Genomic DNA, 16,217 nt, shown 5'->3' with positions numbered 1-16,217 from the left:
GGTGACCGCCACGGTGCGCTCCCGGCGCAGCCGCAGGAGCGTCACGAGCGAACCCGACGCCGAGGGCGGGGCGGGCAACGGGGAGACGGCGGCGGGCAGCCGATCCCGGCGCGCCCGCGCACGCCGCGCCCGCTCCCGGGCGCGGCAGCAGTCGACAACAGCAACAACAGAATCGGAGCAAGCCACGTGACAGAGCCGAGTCGTCTCGAAGTCCGGACCGCCGACCCGTACCAGGTGATCATCGGCCGCGGGTTGCTCGGCGAACTCGTCGAGTCCGTCCACAGCGCGACCAAAGGTGTGCGCACCGTGGCCGTCTTCCATCAGCCGCCGCTCACCGAGACCGCCGAAGTGGTGCGAAAGGCGCTGGCCGACACCGGTATCGACGCGCACCGGATCGAGATCCCGGACGCCGAGGCGGGCAAGGAACTCGCGGTCGCCGGCTTCTGCTGGGAGGTGCTGGGGCGTATCGGCCTGACCCGCAACGACGTCGTGGTCAGCCTCGGCGGCGGCGCGGCGACCGATCTGGCCGGTTTCGTCGCCGCCACCTGGATGCGCGGGGTGCGGATCGTGCACGTGCCGACCACGCTGCTGGCGATGGTCGATGCGGCGGTCGGCGGCAAGACCGGCATCAACACCGAGGCGGGCAAGAATCTCGTCGGCTGCTTCCACGAGCCGGCCGCCGTGCTGGTCGACCTGGCCACCCTGGAGACGGTGCCGCGCAACGAGATCGTCGCGGGCATGGCGGAGATCATCAAAGCCGGTTTCATCGCCGACCCGGTGATCCTGGAGCTGGTGGAGCGCGACCCGGAGGCCGCCCTCGACCCGTCCGGCGAGGTGCTGCCGGAGCTGATCCGTCGCGCGATCCAGGTGAAAGCCGACGTCGTCGCCGCCGATCTGAAGGAATCCAGCCTCCGCGAGATCCTGAACTACGGTCACACCCTGGGGCACGCGATCGAACGGCGGGAGCGTTACCGGTGGCGGCACGGCGCCGCGGTCTCCGTCGGACTGGTGTTCGCCGCCGAGCTCGGTCGTCTCGCGGGTCGTCTCGATGACGCCACCGCCGACCGTCATCGCGCGATCCTGTCCGCCGTCGGCCTGCCGACCAGCTACGACGCCGACGCGCTGCCTCAGCTGCTGGACGCCATGCAGACGGACAAGAAGACCCGCTCCGGCGTGCTGCGCTTCGTCGTGCTCGACGGCTTGGCCAAACCCGGACGCTTGGAAGGACCCGATCCCGCCCTGCTGGCCGCCGCTTACTCGGCGATCGCCCGGGAGGACAGTCCGAGCGGCGGCGCGGTGCTGCTCTAGCCCGCGGCGGCCGCGAGAGACGAAAACGGCGCGCCCGCTGCGGGCGCGCCGTTTTCTCGTGGAATCAGATCGCGCTGCCCGCGGCGGAGTACAGCGACGGCGGGGTGGAGCGCCCCTTGCCGTTCTGCCGCTCGGCCAGCATCCGGCCGACGCCGACACCGATCAGCGCGGGCACGAAGATCAGCAGGATGATGAACGCCGCGCCCGCCGTGAGTTCGAACAGCAGGCCGTTGTCACCGAGATCGAACCGGGGAGCCCAGTCCAGGATCCAGGACGCCAGGCCGCTGCCGACACCACCCACAACGGCGGCCTTCAGCCACATCATGGTCAGATCGGCGCCGCGTTCGGCGTCCCCACTCTCGACGCGGTCCCTGCGACCGTCCAGCACACCCCAGGCCGCGATGGCCGCGACCAGCACGACCAGGCACAGGATGCGCATCAGTGCCCCGTGCGTCGGCCAGTACACCATCGCGAACCCGAGCCCGGCACGCAACGCCACCACCAGCGCGCCGAGCACGACGGCCCGCAACAACCAAGCATTCATGCGAAACACCATAGCCGTGTTTCTCGGCAGCGACTACGGCCCTGCGTGTCTCAGTTGGATGGAATCCAGAGGTCGTACCTACCGCTACCGTCGTTCCGCTGAATGCACTTCCCGTCTTTGTGCCACAGCGGCGCCTCTTTCATGCAGTTCGCCAGCGCGACGTTCGACGCCGCGGCTACGCACTGGAACCCCCAAGTCGGCTGCGCCGATGCGCAGCCATCGGCTTTCGCCGCCGACTGTCCGGCGAAGACGAACGCGGATGCCGCGATCCCCATCGCGACGGTGACTCCGAGTCGAATCAACACAACGCTACCCCTCCCGTTGAAACGCGTTGGAGGACAGCATAACCGGCGATCACGGCAGCGGAAAGAGCAGAGACGCACCGCTGGTGAGAAGGCTATCGACGCCCCTCGTCCAGCGCCGCCGCCATCTCCGCGCGCGGCGCTGCCTGCCCGGTGAACAGCTCGACCTGCCCATACGCCTGGTTCAGCAGCATCTGCAGACCACTGACCACCGTGTGCCCGGACCGGGCCACCGCCTCGGCCAGCGGGGTGGGCCAGGGGTTGTAGATCGCGTCGAGCACCACCGGCGCCTCGGCTACCGCGGGGGCGACCACCGCCGCCGCCGTGGCGGGAATGGTGCTCACCACGGCTCCCGCTGCCGCGCAGATCGTACGCAGCGCCCCGGCATCGAAACCGGCCAGCGACGCGATCATCCCCAGCCGCTCGGCGAGTTCCAGCGCGCCGCGCGCCCGCCCGGCGTCCCGGGCGACCACGGTCACCGACTTCGCGCCCAGCTCCGACAACGCCAGCAGGGCGGGCCGCGCGGTGCCGCCCGCCCCCAGCACCACGCCCTCGGTCAGGTCGGTGACACCACCGCCGCGGAGCGCTCCGAGCACACCGTCCACGTCGGTGCAGTCGGCCAGCCAGCCCGCGTCGCGGCGAACCAAGGTGTTGGCCGATCCGACCAACACGGCCCGGTCGGTGCGCTCATCGGCGTAGGCCAGTGCCGCTTCCTTACCGGGCATGGTTACCGAAAGCCCGACCCATTCCGGCCCGAGCCCGTCGACCAGCCCGGGCAACTGCTCCGCCGAGCATTCGATGCGCTCGTAGCTCCAATCCAATCCGAGCGCGCGGTACGCGGCCAAGTGCAGCTGGGGCGATCGCGAGTGCGCGATCGGCTTCCCGAGCACCGCCGCCTTGCGATTACCGGCCACCGCTGTCCTTGGAACTGTCGAGGATGCCACTGCGCTGCGCCCGTGCGATCAGGCGCAGATGCTCCTGATAGTCGTCGGTGAACAGGGTGGTGCCCTGCTTGTCGACGGTGACGAAGTACAGCCACGGCCCCTGCTCCGGATTCTCCATGGCACGCAGAGCGTTCAACGACGGCGCGGCGATCGGAGTCTTGGGCAGGCCACGCATCGCATAGGTGTTCCAGGCGGTTTCCTGGGCGCGGTCGGCATCGGTGGTCGCCACCTCGGTGCGATCCAGGGTGTAGTTCACCGTCGAGTCGAACTGCAGCATCTGATCGACCCGCAGCCGGTTCACGATCACCCGTGCCACCTTGCCCATGTCCTGGGGCTTCGCCTCGCGTTCCACCAGCGAGGCGGCGACCAGCGTCTGGTACGGCGTCAGTTTCGTGTCGGCGCCGGACTGCAGCAGTCCGGTGGACTCATAGCTCTTCGCACTCGCGGTCACCAATTGCCGCAGGATCTCCGCAGGCGTCCCGCTCGGATCGAAATCCCATGTGCCCGCGGCGATCAGGCCTTCCAGCTGCCGTGTCCGGTCCGGGCAGTCCTTGACACCCTGGATCGCCCATGCCGGCACTCCGAGCGCGGCCAGGTCCAGGCTCGCGCCCGCGGCATCGAGCTGTTCGTAGCTCACGCACTTCTGATTGCTGCCCGTGCCGATGCAGCTGGCCTCCGCGATCTTGCGGTAGATGCCGTCGTACCGCCCGCCGGTGCTCATGTCGTGTTGGTCGTGCAGCAGCCGTCCCTCGGAGACGACCAGATTGCCGACCCGCGAGGACTTGCTCACCAGCGCCGACACCGCCTCGGCGGCGGGGCTCTGGCTGGGGATCGCGTAGAAGCCGGGCTGCACCGTGTTCATGTTCGAATTGCGCACGGCCGCTTGGAAGAACGCGCCCGAGCTCGCCACGACGCCGCGCTCGACCATCGTCGACGCGATCTGCTGGGAGGTGTCGCCCGGATGCACCTGCACCACCACCAGCGGTCCCCCTGGTCCCGCGAAGTCTTTCGGCGGAGCCATACTGGCGACCAGCTTCATCCCGGCGAAGATCACGGCGCCGGCGAAGAGAAGGATGAAGACACCCGCGACGAACCATAGGTTGCGGCGGCGCTTCTTGCGCTCGACGGCTTTGCGAGAGGCGACCCTGGATCGCTTGCCGCGCTGCGAGCGGCCGGAGCGCTCGGGCCGGGCACGTTTCGACTCCGCGCGCTTCGAGCGGCGCGGCTCCTCGACACGCGTCGTCCTGGGGCGCTGTCCGCCACGCCGTGGGGCCGGTGGCGGCGGCGCGGGCTCCGGCTCTTCCTCGTCGTCGACGTAGCGGGGGATGACGGTCGTGTCGTCGTCGTAGTCGTCGTACTGGTCGCCGTCGTACTCGCCCCAGGCCCGGTCGTCTCTCCGGTAACGCCGATCAGCTTCGCGCTGTCGGAACAGTTCCTCGGCCCGCGCCCACCGATCCGTCATGCATCGTCCCCGGACGACGCAGGACGTCCCGCTTCCACCGACCTCAACACCGCACTCCGTTCGTCCAACCATCCTTGCAGGATCGACACGGCCGCCGCCTGATCGATCACCTGCCGCTGGCCACGCGCGCGAACTCCACTGTCCCGCAATGCACGTGCAGCTGACACCGTAGTCAAACGTTCGTCGGAAAGCCGGACCGGCACCGGCCCGACAGCAGCCCGCAATCGCTCAGCGAATGCGCTGGCCAGCGTAGCCGCAGTGCCTTTCTCCCCGCGTAATGTTCGCGGCAATCCGACGATTACCTCGACTGCCTCGTACTCCCGCACAATTTCGGCAATTCTTTCGATATCGGGTGCGGGAGCCGATCGCCGGGACGGTTTCGCGCGCGGCACGGTCTCCACCGGGGTGGCGAGGATGCCGTCGGGATCGCTCGCGGCGACCCCGATCCGGACACTGCCGACGTCGACCCCGATCCGCCTGCCCCGACCGGGGTCGGTGGCCGGATGCGGCCGGTCGGCGCCGCGGGGCGCCGACCGCTCCGGTTCCGCTGGGCCGCCCATCACCCGGCGAGTTCGGCCACCCGCGCGCGGACCGCGGTCAGGCCGGCCGGAATGCCGGACGGGTCCGAGCCCGCGCCCTGCGCCATCTCCGGCTTGCCGCCGCCTCGTCCCGCGATACTCGGGCCGAAGCTACCGACCAGATCGCCCGCCTTGATGCCGAGCTCCTGAGCGGGCTTGTTCACCGCGACCACGAACGGCACCTTGCCGTCGGCGTTGCCGAGCAGTACCACCACGGCGGGCTCGCTGCCGAACCGGCCGCGGATGTCGGTGGCCAGCGTGCGCAGATCGCCCGCGGACACGCCCTCCGGCGCGGCCACGGCGACCAGCAGCAGCCGGCCGATCCGCTCGGCCTTCTCGACGAATTCGCCCGCCGAGGACAGCACGGCGGCCATCTTCGTGCGCTCGAGCTCCTTCTCGGCCACCTTGAGCCGCTCCACCAGCTGCTCGACGCGAGCGGGCACCTCCTCGGAGGGCACCTTTAGCGCGGAGGCGACACCTGCCAGCAGCGCGCGCTCCTTGGCCAGGTACGCGTAGGAATCCAAGCCGACGAACGCCTCCACGCGACGCACGCCGGAGCCGACCGACGACTCGCCGAGCACCGTGATCGGGCCGATCTGCGAGGAATGCTGCACGTGCGTGCCACCGCACAGCTCCATCGAGAACGGGCCGCCGATCTCCACCACGCGCACCTCGTTGCCGTAGTTCTCGCCGAACAAGGCCAACGCGCCCATCTGCTTGGCCTTCGGCAGATCGGTGACGAAGGTGTTCACCGGGAAGTCGGCGCCGACCGCGTCGTTGGAGACGGCCTCGATGTCGGCTTTCTGCTGCTCGGACAGCTGGCCCTGCCAGTTGAAGTCGAAACGCAGGTAGCCCGGCTTGTTCAGCGAACCGGCCTGCACGGCGTTCGGACCGAGCACCTGCCGGAGGGCGGCGTGCACCATGTGCGTACCGGAATGGCCCTGCGTGGCACCCCGCCGCCAGGACGGGTCGGCCTGCGCCAGCACGACGTCGCCCTCGGTGATCTGGCCGTGCTCCACCGTGGTCTTGTGCACCCACAGCTTCTTGGCGATCTTCTGCACGTCGTTCACGCGCAGTTTCAATCCCGACGAGGCGGTGATGGAGCCGCGGTCGGCGATCTGGCCGCCCGCCTCGGCGTAGAGCGGGCTGCGGTCCAGGATGACCTCGACGTCCTGCCCCACGGTCGCCGTCGGCACCCGCACGCCGTCGGCGATCAGGGCGAGCACGGTGGCCTCGGAAGTGAGCTCGTCGAAGCCGGTGAACTCGGTGGCGCCGCGGTCGACCAGTTCCTTGTAGATCGTGAGGTCGGCGTGGGCGTGCTTGCGCGCCTGCGCGTCCTCCTTGGCCCGCTGACGCTGCTCGGCCATGAGCGAGCGGAAGCCCTCTTCGTCGACCGACAGCCCGGCCTCCGCGGCCATCTCCAGCGTCAGATCGATCGGGAAGCCGTAGGTGTCGTGCAGGGTGAACGCGTCCGACCCGGCGATCGTGCTGCCGCCGTGGGCCTTCACCGCGGCGGCGGTGTTGTCGAACAGGGTGGAGCCCGTGTTCAGCGTCTTCAGGAACGCCGTCTCCTCGCCGACCGCGACGGTCTCGATGCGACGGAAGTCGGTGGCCAGCTCCGGGTAGGACGGGGCCATCAGGTCGCTGACGACCTTCATGAACTCGCTCATCACCGGCTTCTCGGCGCCGAGCAGCCGGGCCGAGCGCACGATGCGGCGCAGCAGGCGGCGCAGCACGTACCCGCGGCCGTCGTTGCCCGGGTTCACGCCGTCGGCGATCAGCATGGCGGCGGTGCGAGCATGGTCGGCGATCACGCGGAAGCGGACGTCGTCCTCGTGCTGGACGCCGTAGGAGCGTCCGGTCAGTTCCTCGGCCTTGTCGATGATCGGGCGCAGCAGGTCGGTCTCGTAGACGTTGTCCACGCCCTGCAGCAGCAGCGCGATGCGCTCGACGCCCATGCCGGTGTCGATGTTCTTCTTCGGCAGCGACCCGACCGGCGAGTGCCCGAGTTTGGGGCTCAACTCACCACGGATGTCCTGCATGAACACGAGGTTCCAGATCTCGAGGTAGCGGTCCTCGTCGGCGACCGGCCCGCCGTCGCGGCCGTACTCGGGGCCGCGGTCGTAGTAGATCTCCGAGCAGGGTCCGCCGGGGCCGGGCACGCCCATGTCCCAGTAGTTGTCCTTGCCGTCGCGGAACTGGATGCGCTCCTCGGGGATGCCCGCGACCCGCTTCCAGATCTCGGCGGCCTCCGGGTCGTCCTGGTACACGGTCACCCAGATCCGCTCGGGATCGAACCCGTAACCGCCGTCGTCCTGCGGCTTGGAGATCAGCTCCCAGGCGAGGGTGATCGCCCCCTCCTTGAAGTAATCACCGAAGGAGAAGTTGCCCGCCATCTGGAAGAAGGTGTTGTGCCGCGTGGTGACGCCGACCTCTTCGATATCGCCGGTTCGCACGCATTTCTGCACGCTGGTCGCCCGCGGGTAGGGCGGCGCCTCCTGACCCAGGAAGTACGGCTTGAACTGGACCATGCCCGCGTTGACGAACAGCAGGTTCGGGTCGGCCAGGATCAGCGAGGCACTCGGCACCTCGGTATGGCCGGCACGGAGGAAATGGTCCAGGAAACGCCGTCGAATCTCGTGGGTCTGCACGAATACCCAGCCTACCGGTGCCGCGCACGCGAATATTCATCGACTCGGGAGCCTGGTGCGTCCCGGCGGCGGTCAGCCTCGGACGATGCGGCGCAGCTTGTCGACCCTGGGGCCGATCTCGCGTTCGTGGCCGTGGTCGGTGGGGTGGTAGTAGTCGACGCCGACCAGCTCGTCGGGCGGATACTGCTGGCCGAGCACGCCGTCCTTGTCGTCGTGCGGGTACTTGTAGCCCTGCGCGTTGCCGAGCGCCGCCGCGCCGGGGTAGTGGCCGTCGCGCAGGTGGGGCGGAACCGGGCCCGCCTTGCCCGCCGCGACGTCGGCCATGGCGGCGCCGATCGCGGCCACGACGGCGCCGGACTTAGGGGCCGTGGCCAGGTGGATGGTGGCTTGGGCGAGCGCGAGGCGGCCTTCTGGCAGACCGACCAGCTGCACGACCTGCGCGGCGGCGGTCGCCGTCTGCAACGCCATCGGGTCGGCCATGCCGATGTCCTCGCTCGCGTGGATCATCAGCCGCCGGGCGATGAAGCGCGGGTCCTCCCCCGCGCTCAGCATGCGCGCCAGGTAGTGCAGCGCGGCGTCGACGTCCGAACCGCGGATGGACTTGATGAACGCGCTGATCACGTCGTAGTGCTGGTCGCCGGCGCGGTCGTACCGGACGGCGGCCTTGTCCACGCTGGCTTCGACCAGGTCCACGTCGACGGTGCCGTCGAGCGAGGACTCCGCCGACGCTTCCAGAGCGGTCAACGCGCGGCGGGCGTCACCGCCCGCGATCCGGACGATGTGGTCGAGCGCGGCCTCGGTCACCGTGTACGCGCCGTCGAGGCCGCGTGGATCGGTGATCGCGCGGGCGAGCACCTCGCGGATGTCGGTTTCCGTGAGCGACCGCAGTTGCAGCACCAGTGAGCGGGACAGCAGCGGCGACACCACCGAGAACGACGGGTTCTCGGTCGTCGCGCCGACCAGCAGGACGATGCGGTTCTCCACCGCGGCGAGCAGGGCGTCCTGCTGGGTCTTGGAGAAGCGGTGGACCTCATCGATGAACAGCACGGTCTGCTCGCCCGTAGCCAACCTGCGCCGCGCCACGTCGATGACCGCGCGCACCTCTTTGACCCCGGCCGAGAGCGCCGACAACGCTTCGAACCGGCGGCCGGTGGCCTGGGACAGGAGCGAGGCGAGCGTGGTCTTGCCGGTGCCGGGCGGGCCGTACAGCAATACCGACGCGGCGCCCGAACCCTCGATCAGCCTGCGCAGCGGCGAACCGGGACCGAGCAGATGTTGCTGTCCGACCACTTCCTCCAGCGTGGCCGGGCGCATGCGCACGGCCAGCGGCGCACCCGCGTCCCGGCGCACCACGGTGTCGATCGAATGCTCCGGAGGCACCGCGGCTCCGGGCACGTCGAACAAACCATCGCTCACGACAGGAACGTTACCGAGGCGCACCGACAGCACGACATGCCGTTCCCGGATGCGTCTCCGGTGCGGCGACGCGGTCTGGACCGGCGCGGCGACAGACGGAGTTGCGCGTCGCCGGTACTTCGGATGGGATCGGTACCCGTGCCTGAAAACGTATCCGTTTCAGATCCCTCGTCCACCGCGCGCTTCGCTCGGCGCACTCTTTTCAAGGGCAGCGCGGCCGCCGCCACCGCCACCGCGGTGCTGGGCGCCGGTGACGCGGAAGCCGCGACACCGGTGTTCCGGCACGGCGTGGCCTCGGGGGACCCGCTTGCCGACGGCGTGATCGTCTGGACCCGCGTGACCGTCTCCGACGACGCGACGCCCGGCTCGGGCGTGGGCGACCCGGCGACCGTGCGGTGGGAGATCGCGGCGGACGAGCGGTTCGCCTCGGTCGCCGCGTCCGGCGCCGTGACGACCTCGGCTGACTCCGACCATACGGTCAAGGTCGACGTTTCCGGCCTGGCTCCCGGTGTCGAGTACTTCTATCGATTCACCGCCCTGGGCCAGACCTCTCCGGTGGGCCGCACCAAGACCGCGCCCGCCACGGCGGACACACCGGATCGCCTTCGGTTCGGCGTGGTGTCGTGCTCGAACTGGGAGGCGGGCTACTTCGGCGCCTACCGTCACCTGACCGCCCGCACCGACCTGGACGCGATCGTGCACTTGGGCGACTACATCTACGAGTACGGCCGCGGGAAGTACGGGGGCCGCAACGGCGCCGTACGCCCGCACGATCCGGCCAACGAGACCGTCAGCCTGGCGGACTACCGCATCCGCCACGCCCAGTACAAGACCGACCCGGATCTGCTCGGCCTGCACGCCACCTTGCCGTTCATCTGCACCTGGGACGACCACGAATCCGCAGACAACTCCTGGTCCGGCGGCGCGAACAATCACGATCCCGCCACCGAGGGCAGCTGGGCCGACCGGCGCGCCGCCTCCGCGCAGGCCTATCTGGAGTGGATGCCGGTCCGGGCGTCCGGCTCCGGCGCCGACGTGCGGATCTACCGCAGGCTGCGCTTCGGCACCCTGGCCGAGCTCACCATGCTTGATCTGCGCAGCTACCGCGACCAGGAGGCGAAGCCGGGCGCGAACTGGCGCGAGGCCGACGACCCGGCGCGCACCATCACCGGCAAGGCGCAGATGGAATGGCTGACCGCGGGCTTGGCCTCCGCGCCGGTGCGGTGGAAGCTGGTCGGCAACTCGGTCATGATCGCCCCGCTGGTCTTCCCGCCGCTCGAGCCCGCCACCACGGCTGCGATCACCAGCACCATGGGCGTCCCGCAGTCCGGTCCGTCGCTGAACGGCGACCAGTGGGACGGCTACACCGCCGACCGCACCAGGCTGTTCCGCGCCATCATCGATCAGCAGATTTCCGACGTGCTTTTCCTGACCGGAGACATCCACTCCTCGTGGGCCGCCGATCTCCCCGTGGACGCGGCGAGCTACCCGGGCGGCGTGACGGCGGGCGCCGAGTTCGTGGTGCCGTCGGTGACCTCGACCAGCATCGGTGACATGGTCCACACGAATTCCGCTCCGATCGCCGAAGCGATCAAGACGGTCAACCGCCATCTGCGTTATGTGGAGTTGGACTCGCACGGCTACGGCGTGCTGGAGATCACCCCCGACCACGCGCAGATGGACTGGTACTACCTGCTGGATGTGGCGGACCCGAATTCCGATGTACGCTACGGCGCTTCGTTCGCGGTGCGCAGCGGGGGACGGATCGAGCCGCGGCAGGTCCCGCTCGGCTAGCGCGGGGCGGCCGCGCGCCGTCTCCGGAGGCAGCAGCCCCCGGTGCGCGGCCTACTCGCCCCAGCGTTCTTCCAGCATCGCCGATACGTCCTCGGCGAAATCTCCCACGATGTCGTCACCCGTGCATCGCGCGTCTTCGGCGAGCGCGGCCCAGCGGTTGATCAGCGCCGCCGAGCGCGGCACCGACAGCCCGTGCTCCCTGGCAGCCGCGATACGGGTGTGATCGGCGGGCAGGAACCAGTAAGTGGACAGCCAGACCCAGATCAGCCGGGCTTCCAGGATGCGTTCGGCCAGCTGGTCGTCATCGGCCAGCGCGGGCCACACGCCCACGACCTCCGCGCGCCAGGCCTCGACCATCTGCCGCGCGCGCTCACGCGAGAGCTCGACATCGCACAGACAGCCGGGGAAGGACACCAGCGCGTAGGCGATGTCCAAGGTGGCGTCGCGGAACCCGCCCCACTCGTAGTCGAGGAAGCGAGCACCCTCCTCGTTCAAGATCACATTGTCCGGGCAGAGGTCCGACGGGCTGAACGCGCGGAAACGGCCCGCGGAGTACAGCCGGTTGCCGCGCACGATGCGCTCGGCGATCTCGCCCGGCACCTCGATGCCCAGTTCGCGCTGGAGCAGACCGGGCACCTCGGCGATCGCCGACTCGGCCTGCTGGGCGATGCCGTCCACCCGGTGCACCACGTCCACTCGGCGCAGCAGCGCGACGAAGTCCGCCTCGCGCCCGACGGTGGCGGCATGCATCCGGCCCAGCGCCTGAGCGAACGCCATGAGGGCGTTGCGGCCCGCGGGCTCGGCCCCGGAGCGGAGCACGGCGGTGAGCAGGGAGTTCTCACCCAGGTCACTGAGGATCAGCAGACGGTCGGGAAGGCTGTGCGCGACCAGGTACGCGCCCGGCCGGTGCTCCCGGCTCAACGCGGTGGTGAACTGATAGGACACCGTCTCGCGGAGGAACGCGGAATCGACGCTGGCCACCCCGGGCGCCAAGCCGCCGGTCCGGCGATCCTGCGCCGCGCCGCGGACCTGCTTGATGATCAGGGTTCGCGGCAATGAAAAGGCGTTCTCCGCTACACGCACGCGTAGGACCGTCGTCCTACCACTACCGCTGAGTTCGATCGGATCGCTCAGCTTTACCGGAGCACCCATTCGCTTTGTGAGCAACTGTTGCGCTGCGGACACGACTTCGGCGGCGCGTTCGGCCAATAGTGCGGTCATCGCCTCTCAAAGTACTCGCATGGGGTCACTTCTAGCGAGCGGTTACACAACCTTTCCGCGTCGCTCGGCGTGTCTCCGGCATGGCCGGACGGCGGCCGCAGGTCGCTTGACACCTCCGCACCCGTCGGGTTTTCTCATCGTCAACTGCCCTGCGCCACACCGCAAACCAGTTGAGTGGAAAGGTCTACGCATGACCGAGATCCCGCCCTCCGCACCCAAACAATCAGGTGGCGGCGCTCCCTTGCCGAACGACGACGAACGCTTCGCGGCCAGGCCCGGGCAGCACGAGAGCCCGAATCCGCAGGCTCCCGGCCCCGGGACCGGCCACGCCCGCCACGAGATGGCGGGTCCGGCCGGATATCCGCAGTTCGAAGGCCCCGGCGCGGCGCACTACGGCAACGAACCGCTGGAGCCGCCGCCGCCTGTGGGCGCGGGGCACCCCAGCTACGGACCGCAAGGCACCGGGCCGGGCTGGGCGCCGTCCGGCCCCGCGCCCGGGCAGGAGCCGATCTACGGCTACCAGCAGGTCTCCACCGGTCCCGGCAGACTGGACGTGGGCCGGGCGCTCAGTTACGGCTGGGCGCGACTCTGGGCCAATCCGGGGCCGTGGTTCGGGGTGACCGCGGTGGGCCTCGTCATCTACTTGGCGTTCGTGGTCGTCGTTCAGCTCACCGACCCGACGTCGATGCTGCCGCTGCTGCTGATCTTCTTGGCGGTCATGGCAGGCGTGTGGCTGCTGCAGGCGGCGATGGTGCGCGGTGCACTGTACGAAACCGACGGCACCCCACCGCCTTTCGGCGCATACTTTCGATTCGTGAACGCGGGCAACGTGTTGCTCACCGCGTTGCTGGCATTCACGCTGACCTTCCTCGGCTCGGCGCTCTGCTTGCTTCCCGGACTGATCGCCGGATGGCTGTGCATGTTCTCGTTGCACTTCGTCGTCGATCAGGACCAGGGTCCGTTCGAGGCGCTGAAGTCCAGTTTCACGCTGGTGGTCGCCAACGCCGTGCAAGTGCTGCTGCTCGCGCTGGCTGTGCTGGTGATCACGTTCCTGGGCACGCTGCTGTGCGGTCTCGGCCTGCTGATCGCGGGCCCGGTCTCCGTGATCGCGGTGACCTATGCCTACCGAGTGCTCACCGGAGGCACCGTCGCCGCGGCGTGAGGCCCGCTCACTTCTCGGCCGGTGCGCGCATGCCGATCCAGCGCTTCAACCGTTCCACCGGACCGGCCTCGCTGCCCGCGCGCGGCCGGAGCTGGAGCACGATGATCCCGGCCACGATGATGCCCGCCATGTTCACCGCCAGCTGGCCCGCGGACAGGAACGCCACCCGCCACTCCCCCAAGGTCGCCGCGACCACGGCGAATCCGGCCGCGGGCACGGTGGTCACCGAGATGAACACGCCGACCAGCGCGGCCGACTTCGCTGTCACGAGCGAGAGCATGCCTGCCGCGCCCGCCAATAGCGCGACGACCAGGGAGAACGGGCCCACCTGATAGATGAAGTCGACCTGCTCGACGCCGCTCACCCCGTCCATGGTGATCCAGCCGACCTGTTCCCACACCACCGTGGCCACCAACGTGACCACCATCGCCACCGGAAACCCCACCGCGAGCGCGAGGGCCGAGCGGCGGGCGAGGCCGAAGTCCCTGCGCACCACCGCGACCGCGAAAGCGGCGAGCGGACCGAACTCCGGGCCGACGACCATCGCGCCGACGATCGTCACCGGCGAATCGGTCGCGACGCCCACGGCCGCGAGCAGACAGGCGATCGTCAGGAACGCGAGAAAAGTCGCGTTGAGGCTCGACTCCTCATGCGTCTGCGCGAGCAGTTCCTCCCACACCACCGCGTCGCTCGGATCACCGGGCGCCTCGTGTACCGCGCGCTCGCCCGCCTCCGACAGGACCGTCTCGACCGGCGTGAGCGTCATCCCGCCGGACCGGCAGACGCCCAGCGCGGTCAAGTCGTCGAGCACGTCGTTGGCGGCCTCACGAGCCACGTCCGCCTGGACGAGATCGCCCTTCGGCTCCAGCGCGGCACCGCGGGCCAGGGTCACGTGCGTGACCCCGGGATCGGCGGCGAGTACCGCGAGCACCTCGTCGGTGAGATCCGGCGGGCTGATCAGGCGCAAGTGCAGCAACGGGTTTCCTCGCGGTCGGGCAGGCGTAACTGCCCAGAAGGTACCGTTCGCGCGAGCGCCCGCTACGAGGAGGTCTCGGCGCGCTCGCCCTTCTTCTGCTCCGGCTTGACGTCCAGACCCGCCTCTTTGCGCTGCAGCTCGCTGATCGGCGCGGGCGCGTCGGTCAGCGGGTCGACGCCGCCGCCGGTCTTCGGGAAGGCGATGACCTCGCGGATCGAGTCCTCCCCCGCCAGCAGTGCGGTGACCCGGTCCCAGCCGAAGGCGATGCCGCCGTGCGGCGGCGCGCCGAAGGCGAAGGCGTCCAGCAGGAAGCCGAACTGCTCCTGCGCCTCCTCCGGGCTGATGCCCATCACGTCGAAGACCCGTTCCTGCACGTCACGACGGTGGATACGAATCGAGCCGCCGCCGATCTCGTTGCCGTTGCAGACGATGTCGTAGGCGTAGGCCAGCGCCGAGCCCGGGTCGGTGTCGAAGGTGTCCAGCGACTCCGGCTTCGGCGAGGTGAAGGCGTGGTGCACCGCGGTCCAGGCGGAGTGGCCCACCGCCACGTCTCCGCTGGCGGTCGCCTCGACGGTCGGCTCGAACAGCGGCGCGTCCACGATCCACACGAACGACCAGGCGTCCGCGTCGATGAGACCGACCTTGCGGGCGATCTCCACCCGCGCCGCGCCGAGCAGCGCGCGCTGCGCCTTCGCTGCGCCCGCGGCGAAGAACACGCAGTCACCCGGAACCGCGCCGACGTGCTTGGCCAAGCCGTCGCGCTCGGCCTCGGTGAGGTTCTTCGCGACCGGGCCGCCCAGTGTGCCGTCCTCGTTCACCAGCACGTACGCCAGACCCTTGGCGCCGCGCTGCTTGGCCCATTCCTGCCAGGCGTCGAGCTGGCGTCGCGGCTGGCTCGCACCGCCCGGCATGACCACCGCGCCGACATAAGGCGCCTGGAACACCCGGAACGGGGTGTCCTTGAAGTAGTCGGTGCACTCGGTGATCTCCACGCCGAAACGCAGGTCGGGCTTGTCGCTACCGAACCGGCGCATGGCCTCGGCGTAGGTCATGTGCGGGATCGGGGTCTGGATCTCGTATCCGACCAGCTTCCACAGCGCGACCAGGATCTCCTCGGCCAGCAGGATCACGTCCTCCTGGCGCACGAAGCTCATCTCGATGTCGAGCTGGGTGAACTCCGGCTGACGATCGGCGCGGAAGTCCTCGTCCCGGTAGCACCGCGCGATCTGGAAGTAGCGTTCGATGCCGCCGACCATGAGCAGCTGCTTGAACAGCTGCGGGCTCTGCGGAAGGGCGTAGAAGTTGCCCGGCTGCAGGCGGGCGGGCACCACGAAGTCGCGCGCGCCCTCCGGCGTCGACCGGGTCAGCGTCGGGGTCTCCACCTCGACGAACTCGTGGCGGCCGAGCACCTCGCGGGCGGCCGCGTTGACTTTGGACCGCAGCCGGATAGCGTGTGCCGGGCCCTCGCGGCGCAGATCAAGGTAGCGGTGCTTCAGGCGCGCTTCCTCGCCCGGCTGCTCGTCCAGCTGGAAGGGCAGCGGGGCGCTCTCGTTCAGCACCTCGAGCTCGGTGACGTTCACCTCGATGGCGCCGGTCGGCAGTTCCGGGTTCTCGTTGCCGCTCGGCCGCGGTTCCACGGTGCCGGTGACGCGCACGCAGTACTCCGCACGCAGCCGATGTGCCTGCTCGGCGGGTTCGCCCTCGCGGAAAACGGCCTGGGCCACACCGGACGCGTCGCGCAGATCGATGAAGATCACCCCACCGTGGTCACGCCGCCGCGCCACCCAGCCGGTGAGAGTGACGGTCTGACCGGCATGCTCGCTTCGCAGCGAACCAGCCAAGTGGGTGCGCAGCACGGG

12 protein-coding genes are annotated in these 16,217 nt (G+C 69.6%); 3 read left to right on the top strand and 9 right to left on the bottom strand.

The window, feature by feature from the left end:
- The first annotated feature begins 186 nt into the window (after positions 1 to 186).
- Positions 187 to 1,308, top strand: a complete 1,122-nt coding sequence (aroB, locus tag ACIA5H_RS17750; protein WP_355070584.1) for a 3-dehydroquinate synthase — start codon at positions 187 to 189, stop codon at positions 1,306 to 1,308.
- Positions 1,309 to 1,372: 64 nt separating this feature from the next.
- Here the strand turns inward: aroB and ACIA5H_RS17745 are convergent, their stop codons facing one another.
- The 6 genes from ACIA5H_RS17745 to ACIA5H_RS17720 form a co-directional block, all read right to left on the bottom strand.
- On the bottom strand, positions 1,373 to 1,852 hold the full coding sequence (locus ACIA5H_RS17745; protein WP_355070582.1) for a B-4DMT family transporter: 480 nt from the start codon (positions 1,850 to 1,852) through the stop codon (positions 1,373 to 1,375).
- A gap of 397 nt (positions 1,853 to 2,249) precedes the next feature.
- Positions 2,250 to 3,068 (bottom strand): shikimate dehydrogenase, encoded by an 819-nt coding sequence (locus tag ACIA5H_RS17740; RefSeq protein WP_379250993.1) that lies wholly within the window; start codon positions 3,066 to 3,068, stop codon positions 2,250 to 2,252.
- Positions 3,058 to 4,560 (bottom strand): endolytic transglycosylase MltG, encoded by a 1,503-nt coding sequence (gene mltG, locus ACIA5H_RS17735; RefSeq protein WP_397076803.1) that lies wholly within the window; start codon positions 4,558 to 4,560, stop codon positions 3,058 to 3,060. Before mltG ends, ACIA5H_RS17740 begins: the two co-directional genes overlap by 11 nt.
- Entirely contained in the window at positions 4,557 to 5,120 is a 564-nt protein-coding gene (gene ruvX, locus ACIA5H_RS17730; RefSeq protein WP_379250997.1) for a Holliday junction resolvase RuvX, read from the bottom strand. Before ruvX ends, mltG begins: the two co-directional genes overlap by 4 nt.
- Positions 5,120 to 7,789 carry an alanine--tRNA ligase gene (gene alaS, locus ACIA5H_RS17725; protein WP_379250999.1) on the bottom strand — a complete coding sequence of 890 codons (2,670 nt, stop codon included), beginning with the start codon at positions 7,787 to 7,789 and terminating at the stop codon, positions 5,120 to 5,122. The genes ruvX and alaS overlap by 1 nt, the downstream gene beginning before the upstream one ends.
- 72 nt (positions 7,790 to 7,861) lie before the next feature.
- Complete coding sequence (locus tag ACIA5H_RS17720; protein WP_355070568.1) at positions 7,862 to 9,205, bottom strand: replication-associated recombination protein A; 1,344 nt, start codon at positions 9,203 to 9,205, stop codon at positions 7,862 to 7,864.
- 123 nt (positions 9,206 to 9,328) lie between these two features.
- On the opposite strand from ACIA5H_RS17720, the gene ACIA5H_RS17715 reads away from it, so the two are divergent.
- Positions 9,329 to 10,999 carry an alkaline phosphatase D family protein gene (locus tag ACIA5H_RS17715; protein ID WP_397076802.1) on the top strand — a complete coding sequence of 557 codons (1,671 nt, stop codon included), beginning with the start codon at positions 9,329 to 9,331 and terminating at the stop codon, positions 10,997 to 10,999.
- Positions 11,000 to 11,050: 51 nt separating this feature from the next.
- On the opposite strand, the gene ACIA5H_RS17710 is transcribed toward ACIA5H_RS17715, so the two are convergent.
- Complete coding sequence (locus ACIA5H_RS17710; RefSeq protein WP_355070564.1) at positions 11,051 to 12,220, bottom strand: kinase; 1,170 nt, start codon at positions 12,218 to 12,220, stop codon at positions 11,051 to 11,053.
- A 190-nt stretch (positions 12,221 to 12,410) separates the two neighbouring features.
- On the opposite strand from ACIA5H_RS17710, the gene ACIA5H_RS17705 reads away from it, so the two are divergent.
- The gene (locus tag ACIA5H_RS17705) at positions 12,411 to 13,382 is read left to right on the top strand and encodes a hypothetical protein (RefSeq protein ID WP_397076801.1); all 972 of its coding nucleotides are present in this window, start codon (positions 12,411 to 12,413) and stop codon (positions 13,380 to 13,382) included.
- A 7-nt stretch (positions 13,383 to 13,389) separates the two neighbouring features.
- Here ACIA5H_RS17705 and ACIA5H_RS17700 read toward each other — a convergent pair whose 3' ends face one another.
- Both ACIA5H_RS17700 and aspS read right to left on the bottom strand, forming a co-directional pair.
- Positions 13,390 to 14,358, bottom strand: coding sequence for a DUF389 domain-containing protein (locus ACIA5H_RS17700; protein WP_397076800.1), 969 nt, complete (start codon positions 14,356 to 14,358; stop codon positions 13,390 to 13,392).
- A 62-nt stretch (positions 14,359 to 14,420) separates the two neighbouring features.
- Positions 14,421 to 16,214 carry an aspartate--tRNA ligase gene (aspS, locus tag ACIA5H_RS17695; protein ID WP_379251009.1) on the bottom strand — a complete coding sequence of 598 codons (1,794 nt, stop codon included), beginning with the start codon at positions 16,212 to 16,214 and terminating at the stop codon, positions 14,421 to 14,423.
- Positions 16,215 to 16,217 lie beyond the last annotated feature (3 nt).

It is taken from the genome of Nocardia sp. NPDC051900, assembly GCF_044452545.1.
Classification (GTDB): domain Bacteria; phylum Actinomycetota; class Actinomycetes; order Mycobacteriales; family Mycobacteriaceae; genus Nocardia; species Nocardia sichangensis.
This window is presented reverse-complemented; position numbering and strand designations above follow the sequence as displayed.